This window comes from Ruegeria sp. BA12, from assembly GCF_056539625.1.
In genome coordinates, this window is the sequence record NZ_JBQFVF010000002.1 from 333497 (window position 1) to 354219 (window position 20723).

Annotated in this window: 17 protein-coding genes; 5 read left to right on the forward strand and 12 right to left on the reverse strand. The window is 58.2% G+C overall.

Features of this window, described 5'->3' with window-relative positions:
* Positions 1 to 27 precede the first annotated feature (27 nt).
* A complete protein-coding gene (gene yajC / locus ACR0B0_RS07200) occupies positions 28 to 315 on the reverse strand; it encodes a preprotein translocase subunit YajC (protein WP_058280646.1) in 288 nt (95 codons plus the stop codon).
* A gap of 201 nt (positions 316 to 516) precedes the next feature.
* On the opposite strand from yajC, the gene ACR0B0_RS07205 reads away from it, so the two are divergent.
* Complete coding sequence (locus ACR0B0_RS07205) at positions 517 to 2181, forward strand: mechanosensitive ion channel family protein (RefSeq protein WP_480647070.1); 1665 nt, start codon at positions 517 to 519, stop codon at positions 2179 to 2181.
* A gap of 71 nt (positions 2182 to 2252) precedes the next feature.
* Positions 2253 to 3545 (forward strand): serine--tRNA ligase, encoded by a 1293-nt coding sequence (serS, locus tag ACR0B0_RS07210; protein ID WP_170349112.1) that lies wholly within the window; start codon positions 2253 to 2255, stop codon positions 3543 to 3545.
* 58 nt (positions 3546 to 3603) lie between these two features.
* Here serS and ACR0B0_RS07215 read toward each other — a convergent pair whose 3' ends face one another.
* The 5 genes from ACR0B0_RS07215 to ACR0B0_RS07235 all read right to left on the reverse strand — a co-directional run bounded on the left by ACR0B0_RS07215 (position 3604) and on the right by ACR0B0_RS07235 (position 9012).
* On the reverse strand, positions 3604 to 4218 hold the full coding sequence (locus tag ACR0B0_RS07215; protein WP_170349113.1) for a helix-hairpin-helix domain-containing protein: 615 nt from the start codon (positions 4216 to 4218) through the stop codon (positions 3604 to 3606).
* Positions 4219 to 4314: 96 nt separating this feature from the next.
* The gene (locus ACR0B0_RS07220; RefSeq protein ID WP_480647072.1) at positions 4315 to 5301 is read right to left on the reverse strand and encodes a fatty acid desaturase; all 987 of its coding nucleotides are present in this window, start codon (positions 5299 to 5301) and stop codon (positions 4315 to 4317) included.
* Between the two features lie 165 nt (positions 5302 to 5466).
* On the reverse strand, positions 5467 to 6930 hold the full coding sequence (der, locus tag ACR0B0_RS07225; RefSeq protein WP_480647074.1) for a ribosome biogenesis GTPase Der: 1464 nt from the start codon (positions 6928 to 6930) through the stop codon (positions 5467 to 5469).
* A gap of 48 nt (positions 6931 to 6978) precedes the next feature.
* Entirely contained in the window at positions 6979 to 8301 is a 1323-nt protein-coding gene (locus tag ACR0B0_RS07230; RefSeq protein ID WP_480647076.1) for a PQQ-like beta-propeller repeat protein, read from the reverse strand.
* A 39-nt stretch (positions 8302 to 8340) separates the two neighbouring features.
* The gene (locus tag ACR0B0_RS07235; RefSeq protein ID WP_170349117.1) at positions 8341 to 9012 is read right to left on the reverse strand and encodes a hypothetical protein; all 672 of its coding nucleotides are present in this window, start codon (positions 9010 to 9012) and stop codon (positions 8341 to 8343) included.
* Between the two features lie 224 nt (positions 9013 to 9236).
* Here ACR0B0_RS07235 and ACR0B0_RS07240 point away from each other — a divergent pair, with 224 nt between their 5' ends.
* Together ACR0B0_RS07240 and ACR0B0_RS07245 are read left to right on the forward strand one after the other, a co-directional pair.
* Positions 9237 to 10469: an efflux RND transporter periplasmic adaptor subunit gene (locus ACR0B0_RS07240; RefSeq protein ID WP_170549529.1), complete on the forward strand. Its 1233-nt coding sequence runs from the start codon at positions 9237 to 9239 to the stop codon at positions 10467 to 10469.
* Positions 10466 to 14239, forward strand: coding sequence for an efflux RND transporter permease subunit (locus tag ACR0B0_RS07245; protein ID WP_480647079.1), 3774 nt, complete (start codon positions 10466 to 10468; stop codon positions 14237 to 14239). Before ACR0B0_RS07240 ends, ACR0B0_RS07245 begins: the two co-directional genes overlap by 4 nt.
* Before the next feature lie 46 nt (positions 14240 to 14285).
* On the opposite strand, the gene ACR0B0_RS07250 is transcribed toward ACR0B0_RS07245, so the two are convergent.
* From ACR0B0_RS07250 to ACR0B0_RS07265, 4 genes are all read right to left on the reverse strand, one after another.
* Entirely contained in the window at positions 14286 to 14609 is a 324-nt protein-coding gene (locus ACR0B0_RS07250; protein ID WP_170505489.1) for a hypothetical protein, read from the reverse strand.
* A gap of 153 nt (positions 14610 to 14762) precedes the next feature.
* On the reverse strand, positions 14763 to 15167 hold the full coding sequence (locus ACR0B0_RS07255; RefSeq protein ID WP_170505486.1) for a DUF2147 domain-containing protein: 405 nt from the start codon (positions 15165 to 15167) through the stop codon (positions 14763 to 14765).
* A 64-nt stretch (positions 15168 to 15231) separates the two neighbouring features.
* On the reverse strand, positions 15232 to 17037 hold the full coding sequence (locus ACR0B0_RS07260; protein ID WP_438826481.1) for an ABCB family ABC transporter ATP-binding protein/permease: 1806 nt from the start codon (positions 17035 to 17037) through the stop codon (positions 15232 to 15234).
* 79 nt (positions 17038 to 17116) lie between these two features.
* Positions 17117 to 18463 (reverse strand): LysM peptidoglycan-binding domain-containing protein, encoded by a 1347-nt coding sequence (locus tag ACR0B0_RS07265; RefSeq protein ID WP_480647081.1) that lies wholly within the window; start codon positions 18461 to 18463, stop codon positions 17117 to 17119.
* 126 nt (positions 18464 to 18589) lie between these two features.
* On the opposite strand from ACR0B0_RS07265, the gene ACR0B0_RS07270 reads away from it, so the two are divergent.
* Positions 18590 to 19141: an LOG family protein gene (locus tag ACR0B0_RS07270; RefSeq protein WP_170349124.1), complete on the forward strand. Its 552-nt coding sequence runs from the start codon at positions 18590 to 18592 to the stop codon at positions 19139 to 19141.
* 44 nt (positions 19142 to 19185) lie between these two features.
* Here ACR0B0_RS07270 and ACR0B0_RS07275 read toward each other — a convergent pair whose 3' ends face one another.
* Both ACR0B0_RS07275 and ACR0B0_RS07280 read right to left on the reverse strand, forming a co-directional pair.
* Positions 19186 to 19635, reverse strand: a complete 450-nt coding sequence (locus tag ACR0B0_RS07275; protein WP_170349125.1) for a host attachment family protein — start codon at positions 19633 to 19635, stop codon at positions 19186 to 19188.
* 207 nt (positions 19636 to 19842) lie between these two features.
* Entirely contained in the window at positions 19843 to 20721 is an 879-nt protein-coding gene (locus tag ACR0B0_RS07280) for a metallophosphoesterase (protein ID WP_480647083.1), read from the reverse strand.
* Between the last annotated feature and the right edge of the window lie 2 nt (positions 20722 to 20723).

The window sequence follows — 20723 nt, forward strand, 5'->3', positions numbered from 1 at the left end:
GCCTTTTCAAGGAATTGTCGCGCGAAGTTACTTCGCCGGTTCGGTCTTGTTCAGAACCTGCGCAATAGTCGACTTGACCACACGAACCTTGACGTTTTCGGCCAGTTCAACCTCGACTTCGTTCTCGCCTTCCTTGACTTTCGACACCTTGCCGATCAGACCGCCCTGGGTGACAACTTGATCACCCCGGCGCACGGCCTCGACCATGGCCTGATGTTGCTTCATCTTCTTCTGCTGCGGACGGATCAGCAGGAAATACATGATCGCGAAGATCAGGATCAGCGGGAGAAACTGGGCGAATGCGCCACCTTCCATGGGATATTCCTTTTGCTTTGGATTGCGGCACGGTTCCGCAAATTTGGCGGGAACCTATGCCCTGAGATGCGCCTTTGCAAGCAAAGGCGGTGCTGTGACCCACCTGAACCTGATCCCAACGCATGAACTCGCGTCAAAGCGTTGCAGATATGTCCTAGCCAGAGGCCTGAACTCAGCTATAGTCAAACCTGAGGAGGGACAATGACAGCTCGTTACAAACCATTCCAATCGTTGACGCTTTTGCTGTCATTGCTGACCTTGATTTTGTGTCTTGCAGCACCGCTTGGGGCACAGGAAACGCCCGCCGATATCGTTGAACCAGAGGCCGAGGAAACAGACAGTTTCAAAGCCCCCGTCATCGTGGACGGCGATATGCTGTTCTTCCTGCGCGGCTCTAGCGCCCTGCCCGCGCCGGAACGGGCGGAAAGTGTCCAGAACAAGATCATCGAGGTTGCCGAGGCCTCAGAAGACCCCTCGGTCGACATTTCATTCGAAGAGACCGAGCTTGGCATCCGAATTCGCGCGGATGGTGTGATCGTGTCCATTGTGACCGTGGCAGATGCTGATCTGGACCAGATGGAGCTGGATGTTCTCAGCTTCCTACACGGTCAGGCCATCGAAGAAGCCATCCTTGCCTATCGAGCTAATCGCACGGAACAGGCCCGCGTATCCGGCGCGATCGAAGCCGCAGCCTGGACACTTGGGTTTGCCGTTTTCATCGTTGCGATCCTTTGGCTGCATCGTAGGATCAGACGGCGCACGCTGAAATTTGTCAAACGCCACTTGCGGGATGTGGAAACCGCCACGGCCAAAAGCGTTCAGGCCGAGGCGATTGCCGCACTGGTAAGGTATGGTCTGAATTTCGTTCTGCTCATTATCTTCTTCCTGGGCTTCTACTACTACCTGTCCTTTGTTCTGCTCGCCTTTGCCGAAACCCGCTATTTTGCGCAATTGCTACTGACCTACCTGACCGAACCGGTTCTGCTGATCTTCAAAGGCATTCTCTCTTACATCCCCAACATGATCATGCTGGCCCTGATCACCTGGGTCACGATGTACATCATCAAGGGCATGCGCGTGTTCTTTGATGCCGTTGAGGCAGGGTCGTTCGATATGGGCGATTTCGAGAAGCACTGGGTCAACCCGACCTTCAATATCGCCCGCGTCGTCGTCATCCTCATCGCGCTGGTTTTCGCCGTTCCTTACATTCCGGGGTCGGACTCGGCCGCGTTTCAGGGCCTGACCATATTGGTTGGTGCTATGCTATCGCTGGGGGCGAATTCGGTCGTGTCCAACATGTTGGCTGGATTATTCGTTATTTACCGCCGCTCAACCTCGATCGGGGACCGTATTCAGATCGGGGACCACATTGGCGATGTGGTGCAGATCAAGCTAATGGAAACCCACCTGAAATCCATCAAGAATGAGCTGATATCGATCCCCAATGCGCAATTGATGAATTCGGATGTCGTGAATTTTTCAAAGAAAACAGATGGTAGTGGGCTTTTACTGCACACCACAGTCGGCATCGGATACGAGGAGCCACCTGAGAAGGTCGAGGCCATGCTGATCGAAGCCGCCAAGCGCACCAAGGGGATCAAAGCCAAGCCCGAGCCGTTCGTGTTGTGGACTGCACTGGCCGACTACGCGATAAATTATCAGATCAATGGCTATACGACGCGGGGCAGTATCATCCCCAAAATCCGCTCGGATCTGCACCGCAACATCGTGGCGGTATTCAACGAAAACAACGTGCAGATCATGACGCCGTCTTACATGGCCGATCCGCCCGAACCGAAGATACCCGTCGAAGAATGGGACGGGCATCTGGCGCATGAAACACACGAGGACACCAATAAGTCGTAACCGGTGCTACACCCTGCCTTTCAGATGGTGCATAAGCGATCCTAGTGATTCACGCATTAAGGATCTGAACCATGCACGACATCCGCGCCATTCGCGAAAACCCTGACGCCTTCGACGCCGCCCTTGCGCGCCGTGGGGATGCGCCGGTGTCGTCAGATGTGCTGCGGCTGGACGAAAGCCGCCGGGCCAAGATTCTGGCCGCCGAAACCGCTCAGGCGGAGCAGAACAAGGCCAGCAAGGAGGTCGGTGCCGCCAAAGCGCGCGGGGACGAGGATGAATTCCAGCGTCTGCGCGCATTGGTGTCTGAGAAAAAGACCGAAATCGCCCGCATGCAGAACGAGGCCAAGGATCTGGACGCGCTGCTAACCGACCAACTGGCACGCATCGCCAACCTGCCCGCCGAGGATGTGCCGCAAGGTGTGGATGAGAACGACAATGTCGAGGTGAACCGTTGGGGCACCCCGCGCGAACTCGATTTTGCTCCGAAAGAACACTTCGACATTCCCGCCGTTGCCGCTGCGATGGACTTTGAAACCGCCGCCAAGACCAGCGGCAGCCGTTTTGTAAACCTGTCGAAGGGTGTCGCGCGTATCCACCGTGCGTTGGCCCAATTCATGCTGAACACCCATATCGACAAGAACGGTCTGACCGAGATGCAGACTCCGGTTCTGGTCCGCGATGAGGCGATGTACGGCACTGATAAACTGCCGAAATTCGGCGATGACAGCTATCAGACCACCAATGGCTGGTGGCTGATCCCCACATCCGAAGTGACGCTGACCTATTCAGTGGCCGGTGACATTCTGGACGAAGCCGCCCTGCCCATCCGCATGACCGCCCACACGGCCTGTTTCCGGTCCGAGGCCGGCAGCGCGGGCAAGGACACCGCCGGGATGCTACGCCAGCACCAGTTTGAAAAGGTCGAAATGGTTTCGATCACGCATCCCGACAAGTCGGATGAGGAACAGAAACGCATGCTGCGCTGCGCCGAGGACCTGTTGGAGCAAATGGGCATCCCCTACCGCACCGTCGTTCTGTGTACGGGCGACATGGGTTTTGGCGCGCGCCGCACCTTTGATATCGAGGCTTGGCTGCCCGGGCAGGACACGTACCGTGAGATCAGCTCGGTCTCGACAACCGGTGCTTTCCAAGCCCGCCGCATGAACGCACGTTTCCGCCCCGAAGGTGGCGGTAAGCCGGAATATGTCCACACCCTGAACGGTTCTGGGCTGGCGGTTGGACGCTGCCTGATTGCGGTTCTGGAAAATGGACAGAACGAGGATGGCACCGTGACCCTGCCCGAAGTGCTGGCGCCATACCTGGGCGGCAAACGAACACTGCAGCTGGACGGCACGCTGGCATAAAAAAACCGGCACCCGCATTGCGTAGAGCCGGTCTTGCAGAACGTAAGGCGAAGGAGGATTACTTCTTCGTCTTTTTCTTACCCTTCTTCTTTTTGTCTTTCTTGGGCTGGTCTTTTTTCTTACCGCCCTTCTTGGACTGATCTTTTTTCTTACCGTCCTTTTTGGACTTTTTGTCTTTCTTGGCCTTGGCCTTCACCTTGTCCTTGGCCTTTGAGATCGCGGCTTCCATCTCTTGCAGCTTTTTGGCGGCCTTTTCGGCCTTGGCCTTGGCTTTCGCCTTCTTGCGCGCCTTGGCTTCCGCGGCGGCTTTTTCCTCGGCAGCTTTGCGCGCGGCCTCTTCGGCACGTTTCTCGGCAGCGGCGGCTGCAACGGTTTTCCGGGCGGCAGGCCTGCGCGTCACAGGTTTGCGCGCGGGCGCGCGTCTGGCAGTCTTGGCCGCAGTTGGCTTTTTGGCTGCAGGTTTTGCCGCAGCCGCTTTCGCTGCGGGCTTGGTTGCAATCGCCTCTTTCGCCGCGGCGATCAACAGAGGCGCGCTAGAGGCACCAATTCGGGGAACCTTGACCAGGTCGGCAGGGTTGGCTTTGGCAAGGGCTTCAGCGGTTTTGTACCCATTGGCGATCAGCGCCTGCCCAAGCGCCTTTCCTACACCTTTAACATCGGTCACTGCGGTCATTACTAAGCCTTCCTTTCTCTCCCTACATTTTCAATTGAATGCACGCTGGGCCCAGACGCCTACTAATCTGCGAGCAGTTTCGGCGACGTCTTTGCGTCAATTGCCGTGAGCCAGAGTGCCGGGTCTATCCTCTTTGGGGAATGGCACGAGACGCTTGGCATCTTCGTCCCAGAGTTTCAAATTCAGCGCCGCCACCGCCTCGGGGAACTTGATCCGACGCGGGGTGAATTCAGGCGGCAGGTTATAGTGGCACGCCCGCAGCCGATAGGATGGAATACGGGCGTTGAAATGGTGGATGTCGTGCAGCGTGATACACGCCACCGCATTGTCGAACCACCAACCAAAATCCAAAGCAGAAGACCCCTGCAAGGCTGCCAATTGCGGATCAAGGTCCGGACGGCGGTCCCAATACGTATCTTCGAAATTATGCTGCAGGTAGACCAGGAACACACCCAGCATCCCCCCCAGCAACGAGAACACCAGCCAGACCAGAATACCGGTCGTGCCCGCGATCAGATAAAGCAGCCCCAGGAAGATCACGATCGACAGATTGTGCAGCAGAACTCCGGTCACACCAAACCGTACCGTGTTTTTGGGCCAGCGGTAGCGAATGAAGTAGGTGAAAAGCGCACCAACCGGAACCAGAATGAACGGGTTGCGGTAAAGCCGGTAGAACAAACGCTTTTTCCAGTCTGCAGCGTTCCATTCCCGCAGGGTCATCGTGTGAATCTCACCCGTTTCGCGGTGTTCCAAATTACCGATCCCCGAATGGTGCAGGTTGTGGTTCTGCTTCATCACTTCGAACGGCGCAAAGGTGAAGGGCGACAAACCGTGCCCGGCCCATTCATTCTGCTCGCGGGTCTCAAACAGGGAATGGTGGCCGCAATCATGTTGCAAAACGTAAAGACGCACAGCTGAAAAGGCAAAGACGATCCCGGCAGGGATCATGATGTACCAGCGGTCGACATAGATAATTGCCAGCGTCAGCGACGCGAAATAAACGGCGAAGGTCCCAAAATAGCTTAGCGCGGCCAGCCGATTGTCCTGTACCGCATATTGTCGCGTATATTCCCGCAAATTCATTCAGCCTGTCCCCACGTTTGGCCCAATTAATATCACCACGAAACTATTTGCGTTTTGCTTGTAATCAAGCAGCGCGCACAAAAAACAGATGCACACAGGCGAATGCTAGCCTGCGGCAGCGGGACTGTCACGCCTTTCAGCCGAAAGTGCTGAAAATTGGCGCAGTTACGCGCGACCCTTGAGATGCTTGGCCAGAGCGCCCGCGTTTTTCTTGCGCCGCCCCTTATAGGGATTTTTGTCACCCTGCCCACGCAATGTCAGGCGGATAGGCGACCCGGGCATATCGAAATCTTCGCGCAGGCCATTCACCAAATAGCGGGTGTAGCTGTCTGGCATCTTGTCGGGATGTGAACACATCACTACAAATCCAGGGGGACGGGTCTTGGCCTGAGTCATATAGCGCAGTTTGATCCGGCGGCCCTGCGGGGCTGGCGGCGGGTGCTGCTCCAGCATGGCCGTCAGCCAGCGGTTCAGTGCTGCTGTGGGTACACGACGGTTCCAAACGTCATGCGCACGCAGGATGGCAGCGCGCAGACGTTCCAGCCCCCGACCAGTCTTGGCAGATACGGTGATCAGCGGTGCGCCACGCAATTGCGGCAACAGACGATCAAAGGACTCTTTCAGATCGCGCAGCTTTTCCTGCTTGTTCTCTTCGATATCCCATTTGTTAACGGCGACAACGACGGCGCGGCCTTCGCGCTCGGCCAGATCAGCGATGCGCAGGTCCTGCTGTTCAAACGGAATGGCTGCGTCCAACAACACCACCACGACCTCGGCAAATTTTACGGCGCGCAGACCGTCGGACACCGAAAGCTTTTCCAGCTTTTCCTGCACCTTAGCTTTTTTGCGCATGCCCGCCGTGTCGAAAATCCGCATCGGGGTGCTGTCGCCATCGGGATCGGCCCAGTCAATCCGCAGGCTGATCGCATCGCGGGTGATACCAGCCTCGGGGCCGGTCAACAGGCGGTCTTCGCCGATGATCTTGTTGATCAGTGTGGACTTTCCGGCATTTGGCCGCCCAACTACCGCGACCTGCAGCGGCTTGGCGGCTGTGATCAGCGGCGCCTCGCCCTCGCCGTCTTCGTCCAGTTCGATATCGGTTTGCGGGGCATCATCCTCGGCCTGCTCAGCCGCGGCATCTGCCAGCGGCATGAGTTGCGCATAAAGGTCTGTCATCCCCTCGCCGTGTTCACCCGACAGGCGCACGGGCTCACCCAGACCCAGATTATACGCCTCAAGCACACCCGCATCCGCCGCGCTTCCTTCGGCCTTGTTGGCGGCAAGGATCACATGTTTCGAGCGTTTGCGCAGGATCTCGGCGAACATCTCGTCCGTTGGGGTTAACCCCACCCGCGCGTCGATCATGAACAGGCAGACATCGGCCATATCCACCGCGCGCTCGGTCAGGCGACGCATCCGCCCCTGCAGGCTGTCATCGATCGCGTCCTCAAGACCCGCTGTGTCGATTACGGTAAAGCGCAGATCGCCCAGACGCCCTTCGCCCTCGCGCAGGTCGCGCGTCACGCCGGGCTGGTCGTCGACCAGGGCCAAGCGTTTGCCCACAAGGCGGTTGAACAGAGTGGATTTGCCCACATTCGGGCGCCCCACGATGGCGAGGGTCAGCGACATGATACTCAACTTTCAAGACTCAGACGCGCCCTTTAGCGCATCTTGCGATCAACGGAAAGCGTGTAGATCACCTTTGGTCGAAACGACATACAACGTCTGCCCGGCCACTACCGGGGCCGTGGTGGCGCCGCCGGGAACCTCGACGCTGTTGACCAGCGTGCCGTCGACCGGGTTAAAGAACCGCAGGAAACCGTCATTCGACGCGACAATGATGCGCCCACCGGCCAGGATCGGGCCATAGTGTGCAACGATTGGACCACGGCGTTTGGGCTTGTCCTTGACAAAACCGGGCAAATCCTGCGCCCAGATGATCGAACCATCTGCCCTGTTCAACCGGACCAACTGACTGCGGTCACTGATCAAAAACAGGCTGTCACCGGCAGGCCAGGCCGTATCCACAGCCCCCTCATCCGCCGTCCAGATCCGCTCACCCGAGGTGGCGTTAAACGCCACGGTGCGGCCCGAGTGATTGCCGATATAGATCGTATCGCCCACCACCATTGGTCCGCCGGTCACATCCACGATCTGTGCGGTCGCACGTCCCCGGCGCCCACCCGCGACCGAAGCGTTCCAGCGCCCGATCCCCCCCTTGCGGAAAGACGCGGAAATATCGCCCGAACCAAAGGCAAAGACGGCAAACTCCTGTGCAATCACAGGGGCCGGAGCCCCCAGAACATTGCCCACGCTTGGCGTACCCTGAACTTGCCACGCGATGCGGCCGTCCTTGGTGTTCACGGCCCAGCCGGTTTCATCACCTGCTACCAGATACAACAAACCATCATTGACCAAAGGTGCGCCGTTTCCTGGGGCATTCAGGCGTTTTTGCCATTTGATCGCCCCAGTTTTCGCATCCAACGCCGTCAGACGCCCAAACCCGGACGACACGTAAAGCACACCATTGGCATAGGCCAATCCGCCGCCGGTCGCGTCCGCGTCGCCATCATTGGCCGGGATAAGATTCTTGCTCCAGGCCACCTGTCCCTGTGGTGTAACCGCGGAAACGGTCGCGCCTGCATCCAGCGTATAAATCAGGCCACCGGCCACAACAGGTTCTGCGGTGATGCGACGCTTGCGCGAATCCCCATCCCCGATCGAGGTCGACCACACACGCTGAGGCGTCGCGCGCAGTGCCGCGTTGCCGGTGCGAAATGCGGGCGTCCCGGCGCTTTGCGACCAATTGGCGTTGGCTTTTTGCGCAGGCAGGCTGATCGGTTTCGAACCCTGGGTTACCAAAGTCACGTTGTCAGAGGTGGGCCGAATGTCTTCACGGGCACCTGGCAGGATGACCTCGGGTTCCTCACATGCGGCAAGAACACTCAGCGATAGGGCCGCAGCCGTCAATCCAATGCGGGAGAAAAGACTTGTCACCATGATACTCCGAACTCGCCTGTCATTCTAATTGCCGCCGGTTCAGCCCTGCTGGGCCACCAGTGGTTCCGGTTCGCCGCCAAGCGCGACAATCAGTTGCGCGGCGCGTTGCTGAAGGTCCACGCCAATCTCGGCGTCCTGCCGCATCGCCTGTAGACGCTCGATTGCTGCGTCCGCATTCCCCTCGGCGACATCAATCAGTGCCAGTTGTTCTTCGGCCAACAAGCGCAGCGGTGCGCCCGGCGCAGACAGCGCCTCGAACTGCTGACGGCGATCCGCCACGGGCAAAGTGTCACTTTGCAGCAGCAGCGCCTTGAATGTAGCAATCGCACGATAAATTTCCGGCAGATCACCCTGAACAGCGATGGCGTTCAGGCTGTCCACAGCCTCTTGCCGCGACCCGGCCTCAACCTGCGACGAAGACAACAACATGTTCAGAACCGCATCACCGCCGGGTGTTACCGCATCAATGCTGGCCAGGCTGCTTGCACGTTCGGCCGAGTCATTCTGCGCGAGCGCGCTGAGAATCTCGTCACCCAGCTTTTCAGCCTGACCGGTGGTACGGGCCTTGCGAACCTCGTTAAACGCGGCCCCGCCAACGATGAGAACCACGGCCAGAACGCCGATCCAACCCCAACGACGCAGCAGCAGATACAGGCGATCACGGCGAACCTCTTCGGTCACCTCATCAATAAAACTGTCGACGTCGCTCATCCCTGCTCCCTGGGCTGTCACATTTTCTATGGCGCCATGTCATACCCCGGCGACCTTGCCAAGCCAAGGGCCGGAATTCGCACATTTTCGCGGCGTCACGCTGCCCTTGCGAAAAAAAGTGAACCGAACTATTCAGTTTAGTGTAGAAAACGCGCGTGCCTGCCCCCACTTTTAAACATGCACGCCGAAGGACAATCGGCAAAGAATTTTTAGAGAGGCCCCGTATGCGATTGATTTCATTCGTGAATGCGATTCTGGTGATTGCCGCATTATTCCTTTTGGTCTTTGAACGCGACGCATTGTTTGCATTTGCCGGTCGCGGCGACTCTGAAACAGATACGTCATCCGAAACAGAATCTGTATCCGATCCCCAGACGGCGCAGAATGCAATCGGTGTGGTCGTCTTGCGCTCTTCCGCACGGGAAATTGACAGCGCCGTGTTGTTGCGCGGCCAGACCAGAGCCAATCGCCAGGTCGAAGTTCTGGCCGAAACAACGTCGACCGTGATTTCGGAACCCAAGCGCAAGGGTGCGTTCGTCGAAGCAGGCGACCTGCTGTGCGAGCTTGACCCAGGCACCCGCCCCGCCAGTCTGGCCGAGGCTATGGCCGCCAAACTTGAAGCCGAAAGCCGCATCCCTGAGGCCGAAGCCCGCCTGGAAGAGGCGCATGCCCTGGTTGCTGAGGCGCAAATCAACCTGACGGCCGCACAGAAACTGTCGGAAACCGGGTTCGGGTCGGAAACGCGACGGATTTCCAGCGAAGCCGCGATGCGCTCTGCCGAAGCGGGCGTCAAAACCGCCGAGGCCGGACTGGAGGCCACCCGCGCCGGGATCGAAGCCGCCACTGCCGAGGTTAAAGCCGCCCAGCGCGAGATTGACCGTCAGACCATCGAAGCCCCATTCAAGGGCCTGCTGGAAAGCGATACCGCCGAACTGGGCAGCCTGATGCAGCCCGGATCGCTGTGTGCGACCGTGATTCAATTGGACCCGATCAAGCTGGTGGGGTTCGTGCCCGAAACGGATGTAAACAAGATCATCGTCGGTTCGGAAGCATCGGCGCGCCTGATCACGGGTCTTGAGGTCAAAGGCCGCGTGACTTTCCTGAGCAGGTCGGCGGATGAAACGACCCGCACCTTCGAAGTTGAAATCACCGTTCCAAACCCGGAACTAGCCATTCGCGATGGTCAGACGGCCAATATCCGTATAGCCGCCGACGGGGCAAAGGCCCATCTGCTGCCGCAATCCGCCCTGACCCTGAACAACGAAGGGCAGATCGGTGTGCGCACGGTCGGCGCTGACCAGATCGTGGAATTCATGCCGATTCTGCTATTGCGCGACACCGCAAAAGGCGTCTGGGTTGATGGGCTACCGGAAACCTCTGATGTCATTGTGATCGGCCAGGAATTCGTGACGCAAGGCGTTAAGGTCGAACCAACCTACCAGGAAGCTGCACAATGACAGGATTGGTTGCATGGGCCGCCCACAGGGCCCGTATGGTGTTGGCCTTCATCGCGATCTCGCTGATTGTCGGCGGGTTTGCATATGTCAGCCTGCCCAAAGAGGGTGAACCGGATATCGAAATCCCGGCGCTTTTCGTCTCGGTCCAATTTCCCGGCATTTCCGCCGAGGATTCTGAGAACCTTCTGATCAAGCCGATGGAGACCGAACTGGCGGATCTGGACGGTCTCAAGGAAATGACCGCCACTGCTGCCGAAGGCTATGCCGGTATCGCGCTGGAGTTCGAATTCGGCTGGGATAAGACCGCGATCATGGCGGATGTGCGCGACGCGATGAACAGCGCTCAGGCCGATTTCCCTGAAGGGGCTGAGCAGTATTCGCTTTTCGAGATTAACTTTTCGGAATTCCCTATCGTCATCGTCAACCTGACTGGCGCAGTCCCCGAGCGAACAATGGCGCGTATCGCCAAAGACTTGCAGGACGATCTTGAATCGCTGGATTCCGTTCTGGAAGCCGGGATTGCGGGCAACCGAGACGAATTGCTCGAGGTGATTATCGATCCGCTCCGGCTGGAGGCTTACAACGTCTCGGCCGACGAATTGATCACAGTTGTCCAAAACAACAACCAGCTGATCGCTGCTGGTGAGGTGGATTCAGCACAAGGCACTTTCTCGGTCAAAATCCCGTCTTCATTCAAAACCGCTGAAGATGTCTACAGCCTACCCGTCAAGGTCAATGGCGACCGCGTGGTGACGATGGGTGAGCTGGCGCAGATCAACTATACTTTCGAAGACCGCGAAGGCACCGCGCGGTTTGACAACCAGTCCACGGTGGCACTTCAGGTGGTCAAACGCAAAGGCTACAACCTGATCGACACAGTGGACGACGTCAAAGCGACTCTTGCCGCAGCGCAAGAGAAATGGCCCGCCGAATTGCAGGCCGCCGTAGATGTTGGCACCTCGAACGACCAAAGCCGCATTGTCGATTCGATGGTGCGTCAGCTTGAAGGTTCGGTCCTAACCGCGATCGCGCTGGTGATGATCGTGGTTCTGGCCTCGCTGGGTACGCGCGCTGCGCTGTTGGTCGGATTTGCAATCCCAACCTCGTTCCTGCTGAGCTTTGCTTTTCTGGCGGTCATGGGCGTCACCATCTCGAACATGGTGATGTTCGGGCTGATCCTTGCGGTGGGGATGCTGGTCGACGGTGCTATTGTTGTGGTTGAATACGCAGACAAGCGCATCAAAGAAGGCATCGGCCCGATGCACGCCTATGTCGAGGCGGCGCAGCGGATGTTCTGGCCCATCGTGTCCTCGACCGCGACGACGCTGTGTGCCTTCCTGCCGATGCTGTTCTGGCCCGGCGTGCCCGGCGAATTCATGAAGATGCTGCCGATCACGTTGATCTTCGTTCTGTCCTCTTCGCTGATCGTGGCGCTGATCTACCTGCCGGTCGTCGGCGGCGTATCCGGACGAATGAGCCGCACGTTCGATCGAACTTCGAATTGGCTGCGCAGTGTGGCCCCGTGGTGGGTTCGCGCAATTATGGTCCCCCCATCGCTGTACATGATCTTCTTGGGCGCGATGCAGATGCTGAACCCTGACTATCTGCTGCCCGGGGGCGTGCTGTCGGGTGCCTTGCTGTTCGTCTTCGGTGGCTTTGCAGGGTCGGTGACCCTGAGCGCCGCCAAAATCGAGCGGCAAAAGCAAGAACGCGTCCACACAGCGCGTGAACACTCTGTGTTCGGTTATCTGATAAAGTTCCTGGTCGGCAACCCGGTCATGCCGCTCGTATCAATCATGGCAGTCGGTTTTTGCGTCTGGCAGGTGATGTCGTACTACGGAGAAAACAACCGCGGCGTTGAGTTCTTTGTCGAAACCGAACCGGAACAGGCCACGGCCTATGTCCGCGCACGGGGCAACCTGTCATTGCAGGAAAAAGACGCGATGGTGTTGGCCGCCGAAGAGGTAATAGGCGCACACCCAGCCGTAACCAACGTGTTCGCTTTTGCCGGTGAAGGCGGCCTGAACCAGAACAACGGCGGTGCCGAAGCTCCGGCGGATACCGTCGGTCGTGTGCAGTTCGAAATCACTCCGTGGGAGGACCGCCCAACGCTGACCGAACCCGCGTTTTTCGGTCTGTTCGATCGCGAAATCATCGCCCCGGAGTACGACGGTGATTTCGTTCTAGACGAGTTGAATGCAGAACTTGCCAAACTGCCTGGTTTCATCGTGGAAATCCTGCCGCTGGAACAGGGTCCGGCCTCAGCTAAACCTGTGCATCTGCGTATCAAAGGCGACGGTTGGGAGGAATTGACCACAGCGACCGAAGCCGCGCGGGCTGTGTTTGACGAAACGCCCGGTCTGATCAAGATCGAAGACACCATGCCCCTGCCCGGCATCGACTGGCAGATCGACGTGGACGTCGCCAAGGCCGGACGTTTCGGGGCTGATGTCGCCACGGTTGGCGCAATGGTACAGTTGGTCACCCGTGGCATTCTTCTCGGCGAGATGCGTCCGGACAACACCGATGAAGAAGTCGAGATTCGCGTGCGCCTGCCTGAACAGGACCGAGTTTTGTCCACATTGGATTCGCTCAAGGTCCGCACCCCTGACGGGCTAGTGCCGCTGTCCAACTTTGTCACCCGCCAACCGGTGGCCAAGCTGGCCGAGATCAACCGGATCGACCAGCAGCGTTACTATGACGTCAAAGCAGATGTCGAGCCGGGCCTGTCCAAGGTGATAGTCGACGGCCCTGACGGAACCGAACAGAGACTGGCCGTTGTGCGTGCGGTCGAAGAAGGCGCGGACGCCAACGGGACAACCATCACCAGCTCCGATGGCACGGTATTTGAGCTGTTCCAACTAACCGGTGCCGAAACCGTCGAGGACTTGAGCACAGCTATTGCGGAAGAAGGGGCGCGGTTCGCGCTGGTCAACCCGAATGAACGGATCGCAGTGCTGACGGAATGGCTAAACACCAGCCCCTTCTCGAACACGATAGCCTGGGAGTGGACCGGCGATCAGGAGGATCAAGAGGAATCCGGGGCCTTCCTGCAAAGCGCTTTCCTGGGTGCTTTGGGCCTGATGTTCGTGATCCTGCTGGCGCAGTTCAACTCGTTCTACAACTCGGTACTGGTGCTGCTGGCGGTTGTTCTGTCGACCACCGGGGTTCTGATCGGAATGATCGTTATGGGGCAACCGTTCTCTATCATCATGACCGGCACGGGCATCGTGGCGCTGGCAGGGATCGTTGTGAACAACAACATCGTTCTGATCGACACCTATCAGGAATACAGCCGCTACATGCCCCGGATCGAAGCCATCATCCGCACGGCTGAGGCGCGTATCCGTCCGGTTCTGCTGACCACATTGACCACGATGGCTGGTCTGACACCCATGATGTTCGGCCTGTCGCTGGACTTCATCAATGGTGGTTATTCGATCAACAGCCCCACCGCGTTGTGGTGGAAGCAGCTGGCCACGGCGGTGGTCTTCGGATTGGGCATTGCGACGGTTCTGACGCTGATCGTGACGCCTTCACTGTTGGCGTTGCGCGTTTGGGTTTCGACCTACACGATATGGCTGGGCCGGGCACTGGCGCGCGCGACGTCCGGTCGATCCAGCCAATTGGCGCAGGATATGGCGATTGGCAAAGCCGTCCGTCAGGCACAAGCGACCGAGGTGGTCTGGGGCGACGAAACGCCCCCTGCGTCCAAAGATGCCCAAGCGCCCAAACATCCGCCGGGATCACCCCTAAAAGCGGCAGAATAAAAGAATGGCGAGCCCAACGGTTCGCCATTTTTCGTTTCAGACAGGCTTAGTCAGTAAAGACGTATTCACCCAGATCGCACAGGTCTACGCCGTAATCCTCGGCGCTGGACCCGTCGGAAAACGCGCCGCGAATATCATAGACGCAGGTGGTCAGACCGTCAGCAATCAACACGTCTGCTTCGTATCCCGGCGCGATGTAATCGCCTTGCAGCAAGTTTGCTTCCCATTCATTGGACGCACTTGCCGAGACATTGAATTCGACCAGATCGACGCTGCTTTCATTACCCAGCAAAAATACCAGATCCTCGGCGAAGGCGGTCGACGCGAACAGCGACGCCAGAACGATCGGCGCAGCAAAGAACTTCTTCATTAGTGTTTCCCTGATTTATTGCCCAACACCACTCGGTTGGTACTGCCCGTCATAACGACGCAATATCATCGGTCAATCGGCAATCACCCACGGTCAGAGTGGTGGTCGTAGCGCAAGACTCAGTTGCAACAAATTCTTGTCAGAAGGAGCGGGTCAATTGGACAGACGGGTCCATTTCTGGTGGCCGCACACAACATGCTCGCATCCGCGCACGGTCAGAGTGTCTCCGCTCAGCGTCATTTGCGGCACCACATCCACATTGACCATGGGAATCCAGAAATCACCACCGCCATATTTGCCGCCCCCTTCGCTGGCCACATCCCAGAATAACTTTTTGCCGATGTTGGGGGTCTGCACCTCTTTCCCAGATTTGTCATAGGCCGATTGAATCTGACCACAGAACTTGTCTCCGCAGGCAGATATCTGGATATGCGAAATCAGGTTCTTGCGATCCGGTTCGGTTTTCCAGACACCGACAATGGGATCAGCCGCCGCCATCACTGGCATGAGCACGGCAATAACGACCAGAACAACAGAGGTTCTTTTCAATCTGCGCATCAAAACAACTCCTCCAAAAACCCATTCAGTATATCACATAGTCCAGTCGGAGGCCGGTTTCGGTTCAGGCAGCCTGCGCATCCGATTGCTGACGGCTCCACAGCTGCGCATAACGACCCTCGCGTTGCAGCAGCTCATCATGGGTGCCCTGCTCCAATATCTCGCCTTGCTCCAAAACAACGATACGGTCGGCCTCGGCGATGGTGCTGAGACGATGCGCGATGGTCAGAACCGTACGCCCCTCTCCGGCCCGCGCCAAAGCATCCTTGATGTCCTGCTCGGTGTCAGTATCCAGTGCCGAGGTCGCCTCATCCAGCAACAGGATCGGGGGATTTTTCAACAGCGTGCGCGCAATGCCGACACGCTGTTTTTCACCGCCGGACAGTTTCAGCCCACGCTCACCAACCTTGGTGTCATACCCTTCGGGCAGCATTACAATGAATTCGTGAATCTGGGCTGCCTTGGCTGCGGCTTCGACCTCTTCTTGAGTGGCGCCATCGCGGCCATAGGCGATGTTGTAGCGGATCGTGTCGTTGAACAGCACCGTATCCTGTGGCACCACACCGATGGCGGCATGCAGACTGTTCAGGGTCACGTCGCGCACATCCTGCCCGTCGATCCTCAGCGCTCCGCCAGTCACATCATAGAACCGGAACAGCAGCCGCCCGATGGTGGATTTACCCGAACCGGTGGCCCCGACAATAGCCACGGTCTGCCCCGCCGGAACGGTCAGTGAGATGCCTTTGAGGATTTCACGATCCGCATCATAACCAAACCGCACGTTGTCCAGCGTCACCTCACCGCCATTGATCGCAAGGTTCGGCGCGCAGGGCTTGTCTGTTACCTCGGTAGGTTGTTCCAGCAGATCAAACATCTGCCCCATATCGACCAGCGATTGACGGATTTCACGATACACCGTGCCCAGAAAGTTCAACGGCACGGTGATTTGGATCATGTAGGCGTTGACCATGACAAAATCACCCACGGTCAGCGTACCATTCTGCACACCGATGGCGGCCAAAACCATCACGCCGATCAGTCCGCAGGTGATCAGAAAAGACTGCCCGAAATTCAGGAAGGCCAGCGAATAAGCCGTTTTCAGCGCCGCGCCAGCATAGGCTTTCATCGAGACATCATAGCGTTCAGCTTCGCGCTGTTCAGCGTTGAAATATTTGACAGTTTCAAAGTTCAGTAGACTATCGATAGCGCGCTGGTTGGCCTCAGTATCTTGATCGTTCATCTCGCGCCGCAATTTAACGCGCCACTCAGTCACCGCGAAGGTGAACCAGATATAAAGCGCAATGGTCACCGCGACGACGACCAGATACCAGACATCGAACAGCCACATAAGGATGATCGCGACCAGTAGCAATTCCAGGATCAGCGGCCCGATGGAAAACAGCAGGAACCGCAACAGGAATTCCACGCCCTTCACCCCGCGCTCAATGATCCGGCTGAGACCGCCGGTTCGGCGGGTTACGTGATAGCGCATCGACAGTTGGTGGATGTGCTGGAAGGTTTCCAGCGCCAGCGCCCGCAACGCCCGTTGCCCGACCGGGGCAAAAGACGCGTCGCGGAGCTGCTGAAATCCCACGGTCATCATCCGTGCAACACCGTAGGCTACTGTTAATCCTACCGCACCCAGCGCCAGTGGCGGCACGCCTTCGCCCGCCAGACCGTCGACCGCGCCCTTGTACAAAATTGGCGTGTACACCGCGATTAGCTTGGCCAGAACCAACATTCCCATTGCCAACACAACACGGCGTTTGACCCAAGGTTCGTCCTCGGGCCAGAGGTATGGTGATACCTTGCGGATCGTGCGCCAACCTGAGCGGCGCTCGTTCGTTTCTGGCGTATCGTCTGAATGCATCGGGGCTGATCGTCTCATCACGTTCCTGGTCTGCGGTCAGAGATAGCCCCCCGCCCCCGCAGGGGCCAGAGGCTAAAGCTTATTCGGGGATCGTGAAGATCTGTCCGGGGTAGATCAGGTCCGGATCACGTATAGCAGCCCGGTTGGCCTCGAACAGCTTCACATAAAGAACACCGTCGCCAAACCGTTCGCGGGAAATGGCCCAGAGCGTGTCACCCTTCTGCACAGTGACCGACCGGATCGGTGGGGCATCCTCTGCTGCCTCGGGGCTATCCGTCGCCTCGGCGGCGCGCAGCACTTCGGTGGCCTCACGTTTGAATGGCGTTTCAATACGGCTAACGACGGTACCATCCGGTGCAACCTCGTCAGCGCGCAGGGTGTAGACGCCGGGTTCGACCCCGTCCAACTCGCTGCGCCATTTGCCGTCATTGGCCGGGGACAGATCATCGACCAGCCGGTTGTCCAAATACAGGCGCACAGCCGATCCATCCGGTACCCGGCCTGTCAGTTCAACCTCGCCAGCATCGGAATACCCAATGGTGTCGAGTGCGATCTGTTCCGGTTCCTGCGGTTGGCTTGTTGGACCTTGCACCAGTTCAACCCCGTCCTCCCCAGACCGCAGGATAGCGACCTGTTGGTCCGGCGTGTCCTCAGCCGGAGCCTCGGCAACCTGTTCCGTTTGATCTTCGGACGACGGCGCGTCAGTTTCAGCCGTTTCGGAAGAGGGCAAGTCAGTGGAAACTGTGTCGGTCGACGCCGCCTGATCCGTTTCGGTTGCCTGCGCCACTTCGGGTTCTTGCGTTGCATCGTCAGCAGTATCCGCGACAGAAACAGCGTCATCCGCAGCTTCAGGTTCGGGCAGTGCAGCAATCACGTAGTCGTCCGAGCGCACCGGTTGATCGCCCTGCGTCTCCAACGTCAAACCGCGCGCTGTATCGGCGAATGGAATCGAAACGAATTCGGCAAACTGACCGCTAGGATCGACCGTGAAACTATGCACCGCTTCTCCGTCCAGCAGCACGTTGACCTCGGAACCCGGTTCGGCAGAACCTGACAGAACCGTATTGCCGTCCGATTCAACAAAAATTTGATCCAACAGCGGTTTCACAGGCGGCTCAGCTTGGGCTGTCTCTTCCTCAGCCGGTGTTTCAGGCACCGCCTCTTCGGCAGCAGGTGGGGTCGCAGCCTCGACGCTTTGCTCATCTTCTGCGGCAGGTGGTGTGGAACTTTCGGCAGGTTGCTCAGCGGGCTCAGCGCTGTCCTCCTGGGTCTGAACTGCGACTTCGACCTCTGGTGCCGGTTCTTCCGAGTCCCCCCCGACCATACCGGACCAGTACAATCCACCCGCTCCGATTAAAACTGCGATACCGGCGATCACCCCCCAGGTGAAGGTGCCAGAGCTTCCGCTTCCCGACTCGGCGTTCATTCTTTTCCTTTCACTCCGCAGCGCAAGTGCCGTGCCTTCAACACATTCTGCCCGGCGGTTGAGCCAATCTATCAATCCCGCTATCAGGGGTCAAAAGCCCAGGCACAACCCCGGAGAGCGTTCACGATGTCTCAGAAATCTGTTTGTGTGTATTGCGGGTCACGCAATGGCGCAAATTCCGCCTATTCCGAAGCCGCAAGGGCCTTCGGAACGATGCTGGCACAAGAAGGCTGGCGTTTGGTCTATGGCGCCGGGGATGTCGGCCTGATGGGCGAAGTTGCCCGTGCTGCGCAATCCGCTGGCGGCGACACATTCGGCGTGATCCCCGTTCACCTGCTGAAACGCGAGGTCGGCAAAACCGACCTGACCCGCTTTGTGGTCACCGAAACGATGCACGAGCGCAAAAAGGTCATGATCATGAATGCAGATGCTGTGGTCGTGCTTCCGGGCGGCCCGGGGTCGCTGGATGAGCTGTTCGAGGCGCTGACATGGCGGCAGCTGGGCCTGCATGACAAACCCATTCTGGTCATGAATGTGGGTGGCTACTGGGACGCGCTGCACGAGCTGGTGCAGCGCGTCATCGGTCAGGGGTTCGCGGATGAGTCGTTGGCGGATTACATCACTTGGGTTGATGATCCGGCCTCGGCGATGTCGACACTGCGCGGGTTCCTGACCTGACCGGTGGACGGACGGCTGAGACCGCCCACCGGGGGACAAATCGGTCAAACTGCCGGGTTCAGGCGGCTGGTCAGAAGCTTTTCGACCTTGTGCATTGGGTGGTTGGTCAGGGTCTTGTCCACCTCAGCCACGACCTTGGCAAGTACCTCGCTGTGCAGGCGACGGCGCAGCAGGCCCAGCACATGCGGGCTGGCAACCAGAACCAACCGATTGAAGGCCCCTTTCAATCCCTTACGGTTTAGAAGATTGGCAACATCCTGCACGAAAAGGGATTTGGCGTGGGTTTTCCAGTTCGGCTCTTCAACCGACGATTTCTGGTTCGGCCCGGTATCAAAGCGCCGCCCGGCCCGGTCGGTGGGTCGGCTAACCCCATCCTGTTCTTCCACCGATACAACCACCAGATTGGGGTCTTCGGCATCGGTGATGTTCTCGACGAACAACGCCTTTTCCCCATCGGCAATAACAACCCAGGTTCCCTGTTCAAGTGCGACCATCGTGATCTCCTGTCATGTTTCTACGGCCATCCCTCAATTAACAGGCATAGGTTTACCCCGACGCAACCATAGGTTTCCGGCGCGTTGCCTGTGCATTTTCATATGGTTAGCGGTTCTCTCCCTCCGCCACACCCAAGGTAGGCACTGCGAGGTTGCGTGCAAACCCGTCTCAGTATGAAACTTTGTTCATAGGCGGGTTTTCTCCTGTCAGGCTGACAGTTCGATCACCGTGATCTCGGGCGTTACCCCAAAGCGCACGGGCAGGATCGAACACCCGATCCCACCAGACACGACCAAATCGCGCCCGTCTTCGTGTACATGCCCATAAGCATAACGATTGCCGTACTTGGACGGCACCACCGGCGACCAACCAAACAGCCGCACCTGCCCACCATGCGTGTGGCCGGACAAAGTCAGCGCCACATTTTCCGGGATGTCGGGGAAGATATCAGGCTCATGCGCCATCATTACCACGGGCGCGTCGTCGGTCACTTGCGCCATGGTTCCCGGCAGATCATCCAGACCCACAAGCTTGCCATTGCGTCTGAAGGCAAGTTGATCCTCAAGCCCGGCCAGCCAGATGCCCAAATCGTCCAGGCGCATTGCCTCGTTGGACAGCACTGTGATGCCCTGCCCGTGAAACGCGGTGGCGAATTTGTTCGGCCCACCGCCACGCCGTTGGGCATCCTCATCATCCCACCAGTCGTGGTTTCCGAGAACAGCATAAACTCCGCTGCGCGCCTCAAGCTGTCCAAGAACCGGAGCCAGATCTTCAGCTTCGACTTTAGCGGTGATGCCGTCGTAGTGACCCGCATAATCCCCCAACAGCAAGACCAGATCGGGGGCCAGTGCATTGGTACGCCGCACTACCTGCCGGACACGATCAAGGCCGACATAAGGCTCACCAACGTGCAGATCGGACAGAACCGCGATCCGTAGCGGCTGCGCTGTCCAATCCTTGCGCCGCACGCGCCACTTGCGCACGCGCAATCGCAGCGAGGGCTCGATAAAAAACCCATAGGCTGCAACAAACAGGCCTGCCAGCGTGGTCGCCAGCAGGCCCTTTATGAACCTTCTGCGGTTCAAGG

What these genes read in the sequence shown, in the direction of transcription:
- ACR0B0_RS07275 (WP_170349125.1), bottom strand. Translation starts at nt 19,635, where the DNA reads ATGGTCGCACTTGAACAGGGAACCTGGGTTGTTATTGCCGATGGGGAA.
- ACR0B0_RS07265 (WP_480647081.1), bottom strand. Translation starts at nt 18,463, where the DNA reads ATGAACGCCGAGTCGGGAAGCGGAAGCTCTGGCACCTTCACCTGGGGG.
- ACR0B0_RS07240 (WP_170549529.1), top strand. Translation starts at nt 9,237, where the DNA reads ATGCGATTGATTTCATTCGTGAATGCGATTCTGGTGATTGCCGCATTA.
- ACR0B0_RS07250 (WP_170505489.1), bottom strand. Translation starts at nt 14,609, where the DNA reads ATGAAGAAGTTCTTTGCTGCGCCGATCGTTCTGGCGTCGCTGTTCGCG.
- ACR0B0_RS07245 (WP_480647079.1), top strand. Translation starts at nt 10,466, where the DNA reads ATGACAGGATTGGTTGCATGGGCCGCCCACAGGGCCCGTATGGTGTTG.
- ACR0B0_RS07235 (WP_170349117.1), bottom strand. Translation starts at nt 9,012, where the DNA reads ATGAGCGACGTCGACAGTTTTATTGATGAGGTGACCGAAGAGGTTCGC.
- ACR0B0_RS07215 (WP_170349113.1), bottom strand. Translation starts at nt 4,218, where the DNA reads ATGACCGCAGTGACCGATGTTAAAGGTGTAGGAAAGGCGCTTGGGCAG.
- ACR0B0_RS07230 (WP_480647076.1), bottom strand. Translation starts at nt 8,301, where the DNA reads ATGGTGACAAGTCTTTTCTCCCGCATTGGATTGACGGCTGCGGCCCTA.
- ACR0B0_RS07260 (WP_438826481.1), bottom strand. Translation starts at nt 17,037, where the DNA reads ATGCATTCAGACGATACGCCAGAAACGAACGAGCGCCGCTCAGGTTGG.
- ACR0B0_RS07255 (WP_170505486.1), bottom strand. Translation starts at nt 15,167, where the DNA reads ATGCGCAGATTGAAAAGAACCTCTGTTGTTCTGGTCGTTATTGCCGTG.
- serS (WP_170349112.1), top strand. Translation starts at nt 2,253, where the DNA reads ATGCACGACATCCGCGCCATTCGCGAAAACCCTGACGCCTTCGACGCC.
- der (WP_480647074.1), bottom strand. Translation starts at nt 6,930, where the DNA reads ATGTCGCTGACCCTCGCCATCGTGGGGCGCCCGAATGTGGGCAAATCC.
- ACR0B0_RS07270 (WP_170349124.1), top strand. Translation starts at nt 18,590, where the DNA reads ATGTCTCAGAAATCTGTTTGTGTGTATTGCGGGTCACGCAATGGCGCA.
- yajC (WP_058280646.1), bottom strand. Translation starts at nt 315, where the DNA reads ATGGAAGGTGGCGCATTCGCCCAGTTTCTCCCGCTGATCCTGATCTTC.
- ACR0B0_RS07205 (WP_480647070.1), top strand. Translation starts at nt 517, where the DNA reads ATGACAGCTCGTTACAAACCATTCCAATCGTTGACGCTTTTGCTGTCA.
- ACR0B0_RS07220 (WP_480647072.1), bottom strand. Translation starts at nt 5,301, where the DNA reads ATGAATTTGCGGGAATATACGCGACAATATGCGGTACAGGACAATCGG.